Below are 15743 nucleotides of genomic sequence, written 5' to 3' on the forward strand. Positions count from 1 at the left end.
CCGCCGAGCAGAGGATTTCGCCGGTATCGCCCGAGAGCGGGTGTGCGAAACCCTCTGCTCGGCGAGGTGCGGGGAAACCGGCCCCGTCAGCGCACGGTGATCGCCGCGTCTCCGGCGGGGACGAGTTCGCCGATCACGGTGCCCCCCGGGATCTCCCCGGCCACGAGCAGCCCGCCGGAGGTCTGGGCGTCGGCGAGCAGGAGCAGCTCGTCCTCGTCCACGTCGGCCGCGAGGTGCGGACGTACCCAGTCGAGGTTGCGGCGCGTCCCGCCGCTGACGTATCCGTCGGCGAGCGCCTGACGGGCGCCCTCGAGGTAGGGCACCGCGGCGGGGTCGATCACGGCCGAGACGCCGCTGGCCCGGGCCATCTTGTACAGGTGGCCGAGCAGGCCGAACCCGGTGACGTCCGTGGCGCACTCGACCCCGGCGGCCAGGGCGTCCCGGGAGGCGACGTCGTTGAGGGTGGTCATCGTCTCGATCGCCTCGCGGCTCACCTCCCCGGTGTTCTTGTGCCGACAGTTGAGCATCCCGATCCCCAGCGGCTTGGTGAGCGACAGCGGCATCCCGGCCCGGCCCGCGTCATTGCGCAGCAGCCGGTCCGGGTCCGCCAGCCCGGTGACGGCCATGCCGTACTTGGGCTCGGGGTCGTCGACGCTGTGCCCGCCGGCCACGTGGCATCCGGCGGCGCCGGCCACCTCCTGGGCGCCACGCAGCACCTCTCCGGCCATCTCGTACGGCAGGACGTCCATCGGCCAGCACAGCAGGTTGATCGCCATGATCGGCGTCCCGCCCATCGCGTAGACGTCGGACAGCGCGTTGGCCGCGGCGATGCGCCCCCAGTCGTACGGGTCGTCGACGACGGGGGTGAAGAAGTCGGCGGTGCTGATGACGGCCCGGCCACCGGTGATCCGCACCGCCGCCGCGTCGTCGCCGTCGTCGAGGCCCACGATGAGTTCCGCGGCCGGATCGCGGACCGGGGCCCCGATGAGGTCGGCAACGACGTTCTCCAGAGCACCGGGCGGGATCTTGCAGGCACACCCGCCCCCGTGCGCGTACGAGGTGAGCCGGGCTGCGGGCGAGATGGGTTCGGTGGTCATGGTCCGACCCTAACGAGGCGGCGCCGATCGGTGGGCGCGGCCGGGGAACACCGCCTAGTCTCGTGGGGCAGGGAGGCGTCCGGGCACCTGGTGGTCCCCGCGGTCTTCAAAACCGACGTGGCCGAGTATCTCGGTCAGGCGGGTTCGATTCCCGTCCGCCTCCGCCACAACCTCACCGTCACCGGCACCGATCCGAAAAGGGGAACGGACGATCACCGAGCAGCCGCACGAGGGGTCGGGGCCGTCGTCGCCCGATCCGCGTCGCCTCATCCCGTCCACCGACGTCCTGCTCCGCGATCCGCGCCTCACCGGGGCGGTCGACGGGCTGGGCCGCGAGCTGGTCAAGGGCGAGATCCGGGGCGCGCAGGACCGCGCCCGCGCGGGAGTGCTCCGGGCGGACGAGATCGTCGACGCGGTGCTCGACGCGCTGCCCGGCGCGCCTGTGACACTGACGCCCGTCCTCAACGCCAGTGGCGTCCTGCTGCACACCAACCTCGGTCGGGCGCCGCTGTCGGATGCCGCCGTGCGCGCGCTCGCCGAGGCCGCGGGCACCAATGACGTGGAGCTGGACCTGGCGACGGGTCGCCGGGGCAGGCGGGGTCGCGGCGCCCTCGACGCCCTGCGGGCCGCCGTGCCCACGGCGGGCGACGTCCACGTGGTGAACAACGGCGCGGCCGCCCTGGCCCTCGCCGCGACCGCGCTGGGCGGGCCGGGGCGGACGATCGTCATCGCGCGCGGTGAGATGGTGGAGATCGGCGACGGGTTCCGCCTGCCGGAGCTCCTGGAATCCACGGGGACCCGGTTGCGGGAGGTCGGCACGACCAACCGGGTCAACGCCGAGGACTACTCGCGTGCGATCGACGACACCACGGCCTTCGTCCTCAAGGTCCACCCCTCCAACTTCGTGGTGAGCGGCTTCACCTCGTCCGTCCCGCCCGCCGAGCTGCGGGACCTCGGGGTGCCGCTGGTGGTGGACATCGGCTCGGGGCTGCTCGCGCCCCATCCCACGCTTCCGGATGAACCGGACATGACCACGACGCTGGCGGCGGGCGTCGACCTCGTGACGTCCAGCGGCGACAAGCTCCTCGGGGGCCCGCAGGCCGGGATCATGGCCGGCGACGCCGCCCTCGTGCAGCGCCTGCGCCGCCATCCGCTCGCCCGCGCGCTGCGCGTCGACAAGCTCACGCTGGCCGCTCTCGAGGCGACGCTGCGCGGTCCGCGTCCGCCCGTCGTCGCCGGTCTCGAGGCCGACCCCGCCGAACTGTGGGAGCGGGCCGAGCGGATCGCCGCACGACTGCGCGCGGCGGGGCTGGATGCGGAGGCCGTCCGGTCCGTCGCCGCCGTCGGCGGTGGGGGCGCGCCCGGTGTCGACCTTTCGAGCGCTGCGGTGTCCCTGCCGGAGCGCTGTGCCGAGACGTTGCGCGCGGGACGCCCCGCCGTCCTGGGGCGCGTGACCGACGGCCGGTGCCTCCTGGATCTGCGTGCAGTGCCGCCGGGGGACGACGACGAGCTGGCGCGGCTCGTGCTCCGGGCGGAGGCGCCCGCCTGATGTTCGTCGTCGCCACCGCCGGCCACGTCGATCACGGGAAGTCGACGCTCGTCCGCGCGCTCACCGGCGAGGAGCCCGACCGGTGGGACGAGGAACGCCGCCGCGGCCTGACCATCGGTCTGGGGTACGCCTCGACCACCCTCGACGACGGCCGCACGGTCGCGTTCGTCGACGTGCCCGGCCACCGGCGGTTCGTCCCCACCATGCTGGCCGGGGTCGGGCCGGTGCCCGCGGTGATGTTCGTCGTGGCCGCCGACGACGGGTGGATGCCGCAGTCCGCCGAACACCTCGACGCGCTCACCGCGCTGCGCGTCGAGCACGGCGTCCTCGTCATCACGCGCAGCGACCTGTTGGACCCGGACCTCGCGCTGGCGGAGGCCCGTGACGCGATGGCCGGGACACCCCTGGCGGACATACCGGCGGTGTGCGTCTCGGCCGTCACCGGCGCCGGGATGGACGCGCTGCGCGGGGAGCTCGCCCGGCTGGGCACGCTGCTGCCGGAGGCCGATCGCGGCGCCGACGTGCGGCTGTGGGTGGACCGGTCGTTCAGCATCGGCGGAGCCGGCACCGTCGTCACCGGCACGCTGCCCGCGGGCACCATACGGGCGGGTGACACGCTGGAGCTGGGGCCGGGTGGGCCGCAGGTCACCGTCCGTGGTCTGCAGTCGCTCGGGCACTGGCGCGACGAGGTGGCGGCGGTGGCGCGGGTCGCCGTGAATCTGCGCGGGGTCGCCGCGGACGAGATCCCGCGGGGTAGCACTCTGGTCACCCCGCGACGGTGGCGCTCGGTCGGGACCCTCGACGTGCGCGTCGACGGGCGGACGGACGTGCTGCCGGAGCAGGTGATGGTGCACATCGGATCCGCCTCGACAGCCGCTCGCGTGCGGCCCCTCGACGAGGGTCATGCCCGCCTCGCGCTCGCGGACCCGCTGCCGCTGCGGGTGGGGGACCGGCTCATCCTGCGCGAGCCGGGAGCCGACCGCATCCCGGCGGGCGCCGTCGTGCTGGATCCCGCCCCGCCGGCGCTGCGTCGCCGCGGTGCGGCCCGCCACCGCGCCGAGGAGTTGGCGGCGACACCGGAGCGCCCCGACCAGCCCTCGGAGCTGCGTCGGCGCGGCGTGGCCCACGTCGATGACCTGCGCGCATGGGGGATCGCCATCCCGGTCCGCGACCAGTCCCACCGCGGGTGGCTGATCGACCCCGGGCGCGTCGCCGTCCTCGCCGAGACCCTCGTCGAGGCCGTGCGCGAGCACGACCGCGCCGATCCGCTCGATCCGGGCCTGCCCACCGAGGCCGCCCGCCGCGCGCTCGGGCTGCCCGACGCATCCCTGCTCATGGCCGTCCTCGATCACCCGGCCGCGGCCTCGCTGCGGGTGGAGGGGGGCCGGGTGGTCGCCGGGGACGGGCCGGGCCTGCCCCCGGCGGTCCGCGCGGCAGCGGACACCCTGGCCGAGCGGTTCCGGGTCGGGCCGTTCGACGCCCCGACCGCCGGGGAGTTGGCCGAGCTGGGCCTCGGACCGCGTGAGCTCGCCGCCTGCGAACGGGCCGGGCTCCTCACGGGCGTCGGACCCGGGGTGTGGCTGGGCCCGGGCGCGGTCGACGAGGCGGTGCGACGGCTCCGCGAACTACCGCAGCCGTTCACCCCGAGCGGCGCGCGCACCCACCTCGACACCTCGAGGCGTGTGGTGATGCCACTGCTCGAGGTGCTCACCGAGCGGGGGCTCACCCGCCGCGAGGGCGACGACGGCCACGTCGTCCTCTGACCGGGCGGTCGGTTACCGGGCCGGAGAGCGTGTGGGGCCGCGCCAGCCGCCGCGCCAGCCGCCGCGCCAGCCGCCCCGTCGGACCGCGCCGGCCGGACGCGTCCGCGGGTAGGTCCGGTTACCGCTCGCTCGCGTAGGCCTCGCCGCCACCGCGGGCGTCGCGCCGCTCACGCTGGGGGATGACCACGTACTTCGGGTCCTGCGTCGACGCCATACCGGCGTGGAACACCGCCCAGCGGGTGCACGCCGACCCCGCCGCCAGCGCGATCCCCGCGACCGCGGACAGCGCGCGGTTGCGTCGCCCGAGCACGGCGCCCACCGCGCCGGCGGTGGTGAGGATCTGGGCGGCGCGGTGGTACGCCCCGGCCCGGCCCTCGTGGAGCGGTTCGGCGGTGATGCCCATCGACTGCTGCATGATCCGGTCGGCGGCGAGCTCGAGCGTCGCGCCGCCCACGGCCAGCCGTCGGGCGGGGCCCGTCTCGTGGAGCGGGTTGAGCAGCAGCCCGACCCCGCCGGACGCGGCCGCGGCGCTGCCCACGAACACGAACGGCAGCTCCCGGCGCGCCGCACTCCAGCTCGGGAGGGACGTGTCAGTGAGCAGCACCGCCGTGTAGGACGCGACCGCCGGCGCCACGAGGGCGGCAACGATCCCGGCCGGGCGCGAGGCGCGGGTGATGAGATCGGTGGGCAGTCGGCGCGCGATCTTGGCCGGCAGCACCGGGACGACCTCCTGCCCCAGGGCCAGCCCCACGAACGGGCCGTACGCCGACAGGAGCCAGGTGCCCACGCTCATCGGGGAGGTCAGCTTGAACACTCGCAGCATGTGGTGGAACCGCTCCGGGCGTCCCAGGTCGCGGACCAGGTAGTAGAGGCTTCCGGTGATCCCGCCGAGCGCGACGATCCGCGCCGAGCGCCGCTGGCTCGGCAGGCCAGCCAGATCCGCACCCGCGGCGAGAAGGGACGAGCCACCGGCCAACCCGCCGAGGAAGAGGTAGGCCGCGATGTCGTACTCCCACGGCGGGGCCTTGACGATCGGTTTGCCGTAGTAGGAGCGGAATTCCGCGGGGGGCACCACGAGTTGCTCGCGGCCCCCCTTGCCCTTTCGGCGGGTCCGCGTTTTCTGCCCCGGCCCCGGGGTGATGCCCGCCTTGTCGTCGTAGGCCCGGTTGTGGTCGGCTCGGTTGTGGTCGGCCCCGTCGCCGTTGCCCATCAGGACCCGCCCCCCGCGGCGAAGGCGGCCACCGCGCCGCCGAGCAGCGTCACCGCGGCCAGGGCGGCCTGCCGCCACATCGTCCCCACGAAGCGGGTCGTCACCACGGGGTCCGGCGGCAGCCCGTACACCTCCGGGTCGTCCAAGAGCAGGAAGAACGCGCCCGTGCCGCCGACGCCGTTGTTCGAGTCGTGCCCGTAGAGCTGGGCGTTCGGCTCGCCCGCCTCGACCAGCTGGTCCAGGCGCCCGGCCGCGCGCTCGCGAAGCTCGTCGAGGTCACCGAACTGGATCGAATCCGTGGGGCACGCCTTGGCGCAGGCGGGGGTCTGGCCCTCAGTCAGTCGGTCGTAGCAGAGCGTGCACTTCTGGGCGATGCCCACGGCGGGGTCGCCCGCGGGGCCCGAGCGGCGCTCGATCACGCCGTACGGGCACGCGCTCACGCAGTAGCCACAGCCGTTGCAGATGTCGCTCTGCACCACGACGGTGCCGAACTCGGTGTGCATGAGCGCCCCCGTTGGGCAGACGTCCACGCAGGCGGCGTGCGTGCAGTGCTTGCACACGTCCGACTCCATGAGCCACCGGAAGTCCGTGGGCTCGCCGGCGTCGGGGGACTCACCGGGCAACGTCGGGGCCGGCATGCCCAGATCGACGGGCGCGGGCGCCGCGGGGGCCGGCGCGGCGTGCGCCCCGGACCGGGCCGGCACCTCCTGCTCGATGAACGCGACGTGCCGCCACGTCGAGGCGCCCAGCGCCTGGGTGTTGTCGTAGGACATGCCGGTGAGCTCGAGGCCGTCGGAGGGGATGAGGTTCCACTCCTTGCACGCCACCTCGCAGGCCTTGCAGCCGATGCACACGCTGGTGTCGGTGAAGAAGCCCTTGCGCGGCGGCGGGTCGGCGTAGCCGTTGTCCTCGGCGGGGTCGATGTCCCCGAAGAAGGACCGCCCGAGATCGGACAGGAAGGCGGACATGATTCAGCTCTCCGTTCCCGGTTCGGTGATGACTCCCGCGCGCCGGCGGTAGCCCTCGACGAACTCCAGCAGTGCCGGTCCACGCGGCCGTCGTCCCGCGACGATGTCACAGCTCGTGGCCTTGGTCGCGGGAATGGACACGTTGGGATCGAGGGACTGGGCGAGCAGGTCGTTCGCCGGGTCGCCGATGCTCACGCCGTTGCCGCCCCAGTGATAGGGCAGCCCGATCTGGTGCAGGGTGCGACCGTCGATGAGCAGCGGCGTCATCCGCCTGGTCACGAGGACCCGCGCCTCGATCGCGGAGCGGGAGGTGACGATCGTCGCCCAGCCCCCGTTGACCAGGCCCCGCTCCCGCGCCAGCTCGGGGCTGATCTCGCAGAAGAACTCCGGCTGCAGTTCCGACAGGTAGGGCAACGTCCGACTCATCGCGCCCGCCGTGTGGTGCTCGGTCAGGCGGTAGGTGGTGAACACGAACGGGAACACCTCGCTGCCCGGCTCCCCGTGGCCCGGCTGGGTCTCGTTGTACCGACCGGGGCGTATCGCGCGGGCGGGATTGGCGTCGTGACCCGGGTAGATCGGGTTCGCCACGGGCGACTCCGGCGGCTCGTAGTGCGCCGGCAGCGGACCGTCGGCCAGTCCGCGCGGCGCATAGAGCCACCCGCGGCCGTCGTCCTGCATGATGAACGGCTGCGCCCCACCGATGGCGTCCTGCGCCACCGCCCCCTCGGGCGGGGTGTAATCGGGCGCCTTGTCGGCCTCGAAGTCGGGCACGTCCTCGCCCACCCATCGGCCGGCGCCGTCGGCGGCGTCCGGATCCCAGCTGATGAGTGCCTTGCGTTCGCTCCAGGGCCGCCCCTCCGGGTCGGCGGAGGCACGGTTGTAGAGGATGCGACGGTTCGCCGGCCAGGCCCAACCCCACTCCGGGGCCACCGGGCCCTGCTCGTGGCGGGACCTGCGCCGCGCGGCCTGGTTGACGCCGTCGGCGTAGACGCCGCAGTAGATCCAACACCCGCACGAGGTCGAGCCGTCCGGCTTGAGCTGGGTGAACGTCGACAGGGGTTCGCCGTCCTCGCCGCGGCCGTTGATCTCGGCCAGCACGGCCTCGGCGTCGGGTTCGTCGTCCGAGCCCGGCTCCATCGGGTAGTCCCAGGTCAAATCCAGTAGCGGCCGGTCTCGGGGGTCGGTGGAGTCGGCCAGCTTCTCCTTCAGACGGCGTCCGAGGTGGTAGTAGAACCACAGTTCACTGCGCGCGTCCCCCGGTGGCTCGACGGCCTGGTGTCGCCACTGCAGCAACCGCTGCGTGTTGGTGAACGTGCCCTTCTTCTCCACGTGGTTGGCGGCCGGGAAGAAGAAGACCTCGGTGCCGATGTCCTCCGGGCGCATCTCGCCGGTCTCGATCTCCGGGCCCCTGCGCCAGAAGTCGGCGCTCTCGATCATCACGAGGTCGCGGACGACCAGCCAGTCGAGGTTGGCCAGCCCGGCGCGCTGCATCCGCCCGTTGGCGGTGCCCACGGCGGGGTTCTCGCCTACGAGGAAGTACCCGCCGCCGCCTTCGTTGATCTGCCGCTGCACCGTGACGGTCGAGTCGTGCTTGCCCGTGAGCTTGGGCAGGTAGTCGTAGGCGAAGTCGTTGTCCGCGGTGGCGGCGTCGCCCCACCAGGCCTTGAGCAGGCTGACGGTGTACGAGCGCATGTGGCCCCAGAAACCCTGCGCCACGTCGTCAGTGCCGATGTAACTGTCCAGGTCCGGTTGCTCGCCGGCGTTCGGCGTGGGTAGGTACCCGGGCATGAGGTCGTACAGCGTCGGGATGTCGGTGGAGCCCTGGATGCTGGCGTGGCCGCGCAGCGCCATGATTCCGCCACCGGGGCGCCCGATGTTGCCGAGCAACAGCTGGAGGATCGCGGCCGTGCGAATGTACTGCACTCCCACGGTGTGCTGGGTCCAGCCGACGGCGTAACAGAACGCGGTGGTGCGTTCCCGTCCCGAGTTCTCGGTCAGCGCACGGGCGACGCGGAGGAAGTCGTCGGCAGCGACGCCGCAGGTCCGCTCGACCATTTCCGGCGTGTAGCGACTGAAGTGCCGTTTGAGGATCTGGAAGACGCAGTGCGGGTGCTGCAGGGTCTCGTCGCGCAGGGGATCCTCGGTCGTGTCCGACGCGCGGGCGCCGGCGGCGCCGGGGGTCTCGGAGGCCTCGTCCTCGGCATCGTCGTCGTCGCGGCCCTCGTCGGGCATGTCGTTCTGGGCACCCGCGTACTGCCAGGACTCCAGGTCGTAGGTCCGGTCATCGGCGTCGAAGCCGGAGAACAGGCCCGCGAGGTCCTCGGTGTCCTCGAAGTCCTCGCCGATGATCGTCGACGCGTTGGTGTAGGCCAGCACGTACTCCGAGAACCAGGCGTCGTTGGTCAGGACGTAGTTGATCAGCCCGCCGAGGAACGCGATATCCGACCCCGCACGGATGGGTACGTGCTGGTCAGCGAGCGCACTGGTGCGCGTGAACCGGGGGTCGACGTGGATGATCGTGGCGCCACGGCGCTTGGCCTCCATGACCCACTGGAACCCCACCGGGTGCGCCTCGGCCATGTTGGAACCCTGGATGACGATGCAGTCGGCGTTCGCGAGGTCCTGCTGGTAGTTCGTGGCACCACCACGCCCGAATGAGGTTCCCAGACCGGGAACGGTGGAGGAGTGTCAAATGCGCGCCTGGTTCTCCACCTCGATGGCGCCGAGCGCCGTGTACAGCTTCTTCATGAGGTAGTTTTCCTCGTTGTCCAGCGTCGCCCCGCCCAGGCTGGCGAGACCCCGGGTACGCTGGACGGTGTCACCGTTCGAGTCCGTCTCCTCCCAGAACTCCTTCCGCGACTCCAGCACGCGGTCGGCGACCATCTCCAGTGCCGTGTCGAGGTCGAGTTCCTCCCACTCGGTCGCGTGCGGCTTGCGGTGGAGCACCGTGGTGATGCGGTCCGGGTTGGTCACGAGCTGCTTGCTCGCCGAACCCTTCGGGCACAGACGGCCGCGGGAGATGGGGCTGTCGTCGTCACCCTCGATCTGGGTGACCTTGCCATCGGAGACGTAGACGTCCTGGGCGCACCCGACCGCACAGAACGGGCAGACGCTCTTGACCACCTTGTCGGCGGTGGTGGTGCGGGGGGTGATCTCGAGTGAACGCCGGGAACGGGTCGCGGAGCCGCGACCGAGCAGATCGTTTCCGCTGAACTGCCGCCAGACGGGCCAGTTCAGCGGTGAACCGCGTCGGCCCAGTTCCGGCCGCGACGCGCGCGGCCGGCCGGGGTCGGGCTGGTGTTCCGACCTCGCCTGTTCCGACATCGTCACCTCCCGTTCTCCTGTCCGCACCACGTGGGTTCCGTCCCATGTAACGCCAGCACAATGCCCTTCGCAACCGATTTGGCGAATCCTCTCCCGGGTCCATGATGGTGGGGTGGACGAGCAGACTTGGAACGAGGACGAGGTGTGGGCGACCGTCGGTCTCATGGCCGATCCGGGCGTGCCCCGGAGGGTCGCGGTGGCGATCGCGGACGATCTCGCGGACGACCTGTCCAGCGAACTCGGGGGTCGGTGGCGGGTGGAGGTCGACCAGGAGACCCTCCCGCTCGGACCGGACGGCGAGATCCGGCTCACCGAGCACGCCCCCCGGCTGCTGCAGGAACACGACTGGGACTTCGTGCTCTATCTGACGGACCTCGCCACCCGTTCCGACGGGGACCCGCTGCTCTACGACGTGAGCGGTTCGACCACCGCGGCACTGGTGTGTATCCCGGTTTTCGGCGTCGTCAGAGTGCGTTCGAAGGTACGCAAGCTCGCCCTCAAGCTGGTGCGCGCGGGCACCCACCAGAGTGGGCTGGGCGCACCCGCGACGGACGACCTGCCCCCCGAGCGCTGCCGAGGCTTCCTCAACAAGGCCCGGTTGCTGACGGGGATGGTGCGCAACAACCGGCCGACCCGGATGATGACGGCGCTGACCGGTGTCGTGGCCGCCGGAGCGGGGACCGGCGCCTTCGGCATCTTCTACGGGAGTATCGCCTCGCTCGCGGTGGCGTTGCATCCGCTCCGGCTGCTGCTGATCAGCGTGATGGGCGTGCTCACCCTGGTGGTGTGGCTCATCCTCCGCAACGGCCTGTGGACCCGCCCGGATGACGGGCTCACGGCGAGCAGCCGGCGGATGGACAACGCGGCCACGGTCCTGACGGTCGGTACCGGCGTCGGCATCATGTACCTCGGCCTGCTGGTCGCCATGTTCGTGCTGGCGATCGCCGTGATGGACGCCGGATACCTCGAGACGCAGCTCGAGCGGCCCGTCTCAGTCTGGGACTACGTCCACCTGGCCTGGCTGTCCAGTTGTCTGGGCGCCTTCGCCGGGGCGCTCGGGTCGAACTTCGACGACGAGGACGCCGTCCGCGAAGCCACCTACAGCCTGCGCTGGCACGAGCGCCGCAAGATGTTCGACAGCTACCAGAGCGGCGACGGCGACAGCGAGGAGCAGGAGGAGCAGGAGCGGATCGAGCGCGAACACGGCGAGGACGACAACGACCACGACGGCGAGGACGACAACGACCACGACGGCGAGAACGACAGCAGCGAGAACAACAGCGACAGCGAGAACAACGACGACGACGGCGAGAGCGGCAACGGGAACCGGAGCTCCCGCGACGGGGGGCCGCGCGAGGTGGAGGACGACCGGCCGAGGGGGTAGACAAGGGATATGACAGCTGCACCGATCGACGCCGCCCCCGCGCAGGACTCCGCCACGACCGCGCCGTCGCTTCCCGTCGCCTGTGGTCCGCTGTCCGAGGCGGTCGTCGCGGCGTTGTCGTCTGGCGCCGTGCAGGACCTGCCGCCGGTACCGGCGGACACCGATCCGCTGGGCCGGGACCTTCAGCTCGCCCTGTACACGTTGTACGAGCTGCACTACCGGGGCTTCGACGGGGTCGACGCGGAGCTGGAGTGGGAGCCGGAGGTGCTGCGGCTGCGGCGGGACCTCGAGCGGGTCTTCCTCGGGCACCTGCGGTCGGCCGTCGAGCCCGGCGACGACCCCGTGGCCGAGATGGACGCACTGTCGGTCGAGGCGACCTCCGGCACCGGACCGTCCTGGTACTTCAAGGACGAGGGGTCGTGGGACCAGCTGCGCGAGTACTTCGCCCACCGGTCCCTGTACCACCTCAAGGAGGGTGACCCGCACGCGTTCACGATCCCGCGTCTGCAGGGTCAGGCCAAGGCCTCGTTCGTCGCGGTGGAGTTCGACGAGTTCGGTGGTGGGCGGGGTGAGCGCGTGCACCAGCGGTTGTGGGCCGACCTCATGAGCGCCGCCGAGCTGGACCCGACCTACCTCGGTTACCTCGACCGGGTGTCGGCAGAGACGCTGGCGACGGTCAACCTCATGTCGATGTTCGGCCTGCACCGGTCACTGCGGGGCGCGGCGATCGGCCATTTCGCGGCCATCGAGATCACCTCGTCGCCGGGATCGGCCCGCCTGGTGGCCGGACTGCGTCGGCTGGGCGCTCCCGAGGAGTGCGTCCACTTCTACGCCGAGCACGTGGAGGCCGATGCGGTCCATGAGCAGGTCATGCGGCACGACGTCGTGGGCGATCTGGTGCGCCGTGAGCCGGAACTGGCCGCCGACGTGGTGTTCGGTATGCGCGCGCTGGACTATCTCGACGACCTGGCCGCGGAGAAGATGCTCGCCGCGTGGAAGCGCGGCGAGTCCTCGCTCCTGCCCTGACACTCTCCCGGCCACTCTCCCGGCGAGCCGCCCGTCCCACCGCCCCGGGAAGATCCGCTACTCCGAATCGGGATTCGCTATGCGCATCGGGGTAGCAGATCCCGATTCCGGGTAGCGGATTCGCGGGAAGGGGTCCGCCGCCGCCCCGGGGCCGCGCTCAGTCGTCGTCGCGGGCCGGGGCGGTTGCCCGGACCTTGCGGCGGTGGCTCGTGTCGCACAACGGGTAGGTCTTGCTGCGCCGACACGTGCACACGGCCACCATGAAGCGGTCCGAGCACACGCGCTCGCCGTCGGGCGTCGTCATGTCGACAGGGCCCTCGATGAGCATCGGTCCCCCGGGCACGATCCGCACCCGCCGGGCGTCAGACGCGGTCAACGCGGATCACCACCAGCTCCTCCTCGCGGCGACCGGGCTCGAGCAGGCCGGCGGCCTCGAGTCGCTCGGCGTACGAGGTCATGACGGGACCGAAGTCCACGACGCGGGTGGCGACGGTCCGCGCGGTGAATCCCGACTGCTCGAGCTTGCGGATGGTCTGCGGGGGGTCCGAGAACTCCGAGTGCACGATCATCATGCTCCCGCCGGGCGAGACCAGGTCCGGGGCGAGGTCGCACAGCTGGTCCAGCACCACGCGGCCGTTGGCGCCGGCGTCCCACGCCCGGTTGGGTCCGGTGCCCTCGAGCGGGGCGTCGGACGGGACGTACGGTGGGTTGGAGACCACCACGTCGTAGGGGCCGGCCCGGCGGGCGTCGTCGAGGGTGCCGAGCCGGACGTCCACCTGCACTCCGGCCCGGTCGGCGTTGCGGGACGCGCACGCGACGGCGGCGGGGGAGATGTCGTAGGCGAGTACTTCCCGTGCGCCCTTGAGCGCGGTCTCGATGGCGAGGATGCCGCTGCCTGTACAGATGTCGAGGACACGCCGCCCGGCGACCAGATCGCACTGGTCGAGCGCCTCACAGATGAGCCAGGAGTCGTCCTGGGGCGCGTAGACACCGTCGTCGACCTCGATATGGGTGAACCGGGTCTGGGTCATCGGGGCCTCCGGTTGATCTTCGGGACAGATGTTGTCCAGTCAATCGGCGAAGCGCCCCACCTGCAACCGGATGCGGTCCCATCGGGCCCGGCCGGCGCCCCGGGGGGCCTACTGCCAGTAGAGGCCGCCGGGGACGTCGCCGCCGCCGGTGAGACGGCAGGTGAGCACGTCGCCGTCGGCGGAGGTGACCGCGAGGCCCTCCTGGGCGCACGGTCCGCCGGGTCGTGCCTGTCCGGTGGCGTCCGCGACCGCGGCCCCGCCGGTCCCACCCGTGCCGCCCTGCGGCAGCCACAGGGGGCCGGCGCCCCCGGGGTCCTCGGTGCAGAACAGGGCCGAACCGTCCTCGGCCTGGGCGACCTCGCCGAGCATCTGGCAGGGCCCACCGGTGCCGACGACGTTGGCGGGCAGTCGGGGCGCGGGGGCGGGGGAGACCGGCGGTGCCGGCGCGGGGGGCACGGAGACGGGCTGCGCGGTGTCGGGGGCCGTGGTGGTGGGGGCGGGAGTCGAGGATGACGACGACGACGAGGTGTCGGGCCGCGTCGTCGGCGAGGTGGCGGAGTCGTCCGCGGTGTCGGCGGAACAGGCCGAGAGTGCGACACCGGCCGCCATCGCGAGTGCGATGACGGCCGGGACACGACGACGCCCCGGGGTGGTGTGCGGGTGGTTCGTCGCTGTGTTCATACGATCCTTCTGCTGCGCTGGTCAGGCCCCGATGATGAAGGCCTCGAGCTCGGCGCGGGCCTTGTCGTCCGCCATCTGCTCCGGCGGCGACTTCATCAGGTACGCCGAGGCGGGCAGGATCGGTCCCCCGATGCCGCGGTCCTTGGCGATCTTGGCCGCGCGGACGGCGTCGATGATGATGCCCGCCGAGTTGGGGGAGTCCCACACCTCGAGCTTGTACTCGAGGTTGATCGGGGCGTCACCGAACGCGCGTCCCTCGAGACGAACGTACGCCCACTTGCGGTCGTCGAGCCACTCCACGTAGTCGGAGGGGCCGATGTGGACGTTGCGGTCGTGGATCTTGTCCTTGAGCGACCCCTCCAGGTTGGAGGTCACGGCCTGGGTCTTGGAGACCTTCTTGGACTCCAGGCGGTCACGCTCGAGCATGTTCTTGAAGTCCATGTTGCCGCCGACGTTGAGCTGGTACGTGCGGTCCAGCGCGACGCCGCGGTCCTCGAAGAGCTTGGCCATGACGCGGTGGGTGATGGTGGCACCGACCTGGCTCTTGATGTCGTCGCCGACGATCGGGACGCCGGCGCTGCGGAACTTCTCGGCCCACTCCGGGTCGGAGGCGATGAACACGGGCAGGGCGTTGACGAACGCGACGCCCGCGTCGATGCAGCACTGCGCGTAGAACTTGTCGGCCTCTTCCGAACCGACGGGCAGGTAGCTGACCACGACGTCGACCTCGGCGTCACGCAGGGCCTGCACGATGTCGACGGGCTCGGCGGCGGACTCCTCGATGGTCTCGCGGTAGTACTTGCCCAGGCCGTCGAGGGTGGGTCCGCGCTGCACGGTGACGCCGGTCGGCGGCACGTCGCAGAGCTTCAGGGTGTTGTTCTCGGAGGCGTTGATCGCCTCGGCGAGGTCCATGCCGACCTTCTTGCCGTCCACGTCGAACGCGGCGACGAACTCGACGTCGCCCACGTGGTAGTCGCCGAACTTGACGTGCATGAGTCCGGGGACGGTCTGGTCGATCGCGGCGCCGGCGTAGAACTCGACGCCCTGCACGAGCGAGGACGCGCAGTTGCCGACGCCGACGATCGCGACGCGCACCTTCTTGTCGGTCATTGGGGATCTCCTTGTGATGGGTTCTCTGTCCGGATGAGTTCATTGATCCAGCGCAGCTCGCGCTCGCTGGTCTCCAGCCCGAGCAACGTGAGTTGCCGGGCGTAGCGCAGTTCGGTGGGTCCGGCGCGGGTGGCGGCGTCGCGTTGGCTCTCGCGACGCTCCTCCAGCACCCGACGCCGACCCTCGAGAAGGCGCACCCGGGCGGGCCCGGGAGTGCGGTCGAAGAACGCGAGGTGGACGCCGAAACCGTCGTCGGCGAACGACGCCGTCACCGGCTCGTCGAGCAGGGCCGCCAACGTCCCCTTGCCGCGGGTGGTGATGCGGTAGGTCTTGCGCCCGCGCCGCGTGGTGGCGGGCGGCCTGGTGGCGGTGGCGGCCGAGGAGTCCTCGACGATGTCGCCCTGCTGCTGGAGGCGGCGCAGAGTGGGGTAGAGGGAGCCGAAGGACACGGTCCGGACCGTCCCGAGCATCTCGGAGAGTCGCTTGCGCAGCTCGTAGCCGTGCATCGGCCGCTCGTCGAGCAGACCCAGGATTGCCAGTTCGAGCACTCCACCTCCCCCTTCCCGCGAATCGTGCCTGTGCGCGTCGCGCGCCGTGCGT

At 71.8% G+C, this 15743-nt stretch carries 13 protein-coding genes and 1 tRNA gene; 5 read left to right on the top strand and 9 right to left on the bottom strand.

What is annotated here, in order from left to right; all coding sequences use genetic code 11:
• Positions 1 to 86: 86 nt before the first annotated feature.
• On the bottom strand, positions 87 to 1097 hold the full coding sequence (gene selD, locus Q2K20_RS16275) for a selenide, water dikinase SelD (protein WP_096906360.1): 1011 nt from the start codon (positions 1095 to 1097) through the stop codon (positions 87 to 89).
• A gap of 71 nt (positions 1098 to 1168) precedes the next feature.
• Between selD and Q2K20_RS16280 the strand changes: the two genes are divergently transcribed.
• The 3 genes from Q2K20_RS16280 (at position 1169) to selB (ending at position 4409) form a co-directional block, all read left to right on the top strand.
• A tRNA-Sec gene (locus Q2K20_RS16280) sits at positions 1169 to 1264 on the top strand.
• A 119-nt stretch (positions 1265 to 1383) separates the two neighbouring features.
• On the top strand, positions 1384 to 2646 hold the full coding sequence (gene selA, locus Q2K20_RS16285; RefSeq protein WP_253003829.1) for an L-seryl-tRNA(Sec) selenium transferase: 1263 nt from the start codon (positions 1384 to 1386) through the stop codon (positions 2644 to 2646).
• Positions 2646 to 4409, top strand: coding sequence for a selenocysteine-specific translation elongation factor (gene selB / locus Q2K20_RS16290; RefSeq protein WP_313312894.1), 1764 nt, complete (start codon positions 2646 to 2648; stop codon positions 4407 to 4409). Before selA ends, selB begins: the two co-directional genes overlap by 1 nt.
• Positions 4410 to 4527: 118 nt before the next feature.
• On the opposite strand, the gene nrfD is transcribed toward selB, so the two are convergent.
• The 3 genes from nrfD to fdh are packed head-to-tail and all read right to left on the bottom strand — an operon-like array spanning position 4528 to position 9845.
• Complete coding sequence (nrfD, locus tag Q2K20_RS16295; RefSeq protein ID WP_268098951.1) at positions 4528 to 5619, bottom strand: NrfD/PsrC family molybdoenzyme membrane anchor subunit; 1092 nt, start codon at positions 5617 to 5619, stop codon at positions 4528 to 4530.
• Positions 5619 to 6587 carry a 4Fe-4S dicluster domain-containing protein gene (locus tag Q2K20_RS16300; protein ID WP_317176964.1) on the bottom strand — a complete coding sequence of 323 codons (969 nt, stop codon included), beginning with the start codon at positions 6585 to 6587 and terminating at the stop codon, positions 5619 to 5621. The genes nrfD and Q2K20_RS16300 overlap by 1 nt, the downstream gene beginning before the upstream one ends.
• 3 nt (positions 6588 to 6590) lie before the next feature.
• The gene (gene fdh, locus Q2K20_RS16305) at positions 6591 to 9845 is read right to left on the bottom strand and encodes a formate dehydrogenase (RefSeq protein WP_268093178.1); all 3255 of its coding nucleotides are present in this window, start codon (positions 9843 to 9845) and stop codon (positions 6591 to 6593) included.
• A gap of 178 nt (positions 9846 to 10023) precedes the next feature.
• Between fdh and Q2K20_RS16310 the strand changes: the two genes are divergently transcribed.
• On the top strand, positions 10024 to 11295 hold the full coding sequence (locus Q2K20_RS16310) for a hypothetical protein (protein ID WP_268098950.1): 1272 nt from the start codon (positions 10024 to 10026) through the stop codon (positions 11293 to 11295).
• A 9-nt stretch (positions 11296 to 11304) separates the two neighbouring features.
• A complete protein-coding gene (locus Q2K20_RS16315; protein WP_067720039.1) occupies positions 11305 to 12321 on the top strand; it encodes an iron-containing redox enzyme family protein in 1017 nt (338 codons plus the stop codon).
• A 157-nt stretch (positions 12322 to 12478) separates the two neighbouring features.
• Here the strand turns inward: Q2K20_RS16315 and Q2K20_RS16320 are convergent, their stop codons facing one another.
• From Q2K20_RS16320 to Q2K20_RS16340, 5 genes are all read right to left on the bottom strand, one after another.
• Entirely contained in the window at positions 12479 to 12649 is a 171-nt protein-coding gene (locus Q2K20_RS16320; RefSeq protein ID WP_119192321.1) for a CDGSH iron-sulfur domain-containing protein, read from the bottom strand.
• Between the two features lie 34 nt (positions 12650 to 12683).
• The gene (locus Q2K20_RS16325; protein ID WP_096906353.1) at positions 12684 to 13352 is read right to left on the bottom strand and encodes a HemK2/MTQ2 family protein methyltransferase; all 669 of its coding nucleotides are present in this window, start codon (positions 13350 to 13352) and stop codon (positions 12684 to 12686) included.
• A 108-nt stretch (positions 13353 to 13460) separates the two neighbouring features.
• On the bottom strand, positions 13461 to 14033 hold the full coding sequence (locus Q2K20_RS16330) for a hypothetical protein (protein WP_132063498.1): 573 nt from the start codon (positions 14031 to 14033) through the stop codon (positions 13461 to 13463).
• A gap of 21 nt (positions 14034 to 14054) precedes the next feature.
• Complete coding sequence (locus Q2K20_RS16335; protein WP_067720034.1) at positions 14055 to 15143, bottom strand: inositol-3-phosphate synthase; 1089 nt, start codon at positions 15141 to 15143, stop codon at positions 14055 to 14057.
• On the bottom strand, positions 15140 to 15691 hold the full coding sequence (locus Q2K20_RS16340) for a PadR family transcriptional regulator (protein ID WP_096906350.1): 552 nt from the start codon (positions 15689 to 15691) through the stop codon (positions 15140 to 15142). Before Q2K20_RS16340 ends, Q2K20_RS16335 begins: the two co-directional genes overlap by 4 nt.
• Positions 15692 to 15743: the final 52 nt, after the last annotated feature.

The organism is Dietzia sp. IN118 (assembly GCF_032905965.1).
Taxonomy (GTDB): domain Bacteria; phylum Actinomycetota; class Actinomycetes; order Mycobacteriales; family Mycobacteriaceae; genus Dietzia; species Dietzia kunjamensis.

Bases quoted from the DNA above. Each gene is read 5' to 3' on its own strand.
- Q2K20_RS16315 (WP_067720039.1), top strand. From the start codon at position 11,305: ATGACAGCTGCACCGATCGACGCCGCCCCCGCGCAGGACTCCGCCACG.
- Q2K20_RS16300 (WP_317176964.1), bottom strand. From the start codon at position 6,587: ATGTCCGCCTTCCTGTCCGATCTCGGGCGGTCCTTCTTCGGGGACATC.
- nrfD (WP_268098951.1), bottom strand. From the start codon at position 5,619: ATGGGCAACGGCGACGGGGCCGACCACAACCGAGCCGACCACAACCGG.
- Q2K20_RS16335 (WP_067720034.1), bottom strand. From the start codon at position 15,143: ATGACCGACAAGAAGGTGCGCGTCGCGATCGTCGGCGTCGGCAACTGC.
- Q2K20_RS16325 (WP_096906353.1), bottom strand. From the start codon at position 13,352: ATGACCCAGACCCGGTTCACCCATATCGAGGTCGACGACGGTGTCTAC.
- Q2K20_RS16320 (WP_119192321.1), bottom strand. From the start codon at position 12,649: ATGCTCATCGAGGGCCCTGTCGACATGACGACGCCCGACGGCGAGCGC.
- selB (WP_313312894.1), top strand. From the start codon at position 2,646: ATGTTCGTCGTCGCCACCGCCGGCCACGTCGATCACGGGAAGTCGACG.
- Q2K20_RS16330 (WP_132063498.1), bottom strand. From the start codon at position 14,033: ATGAACACAGCGACGAACCACCCGCACACCACCCCGGGGCGTCGTCGT.
- selD (WP_096906360.1), bottom strand. From the start codon at position 1,097: ATGACCACCGAACCCATCTCGCCCGCAGCCCGGCTCACCTCGTACGCG.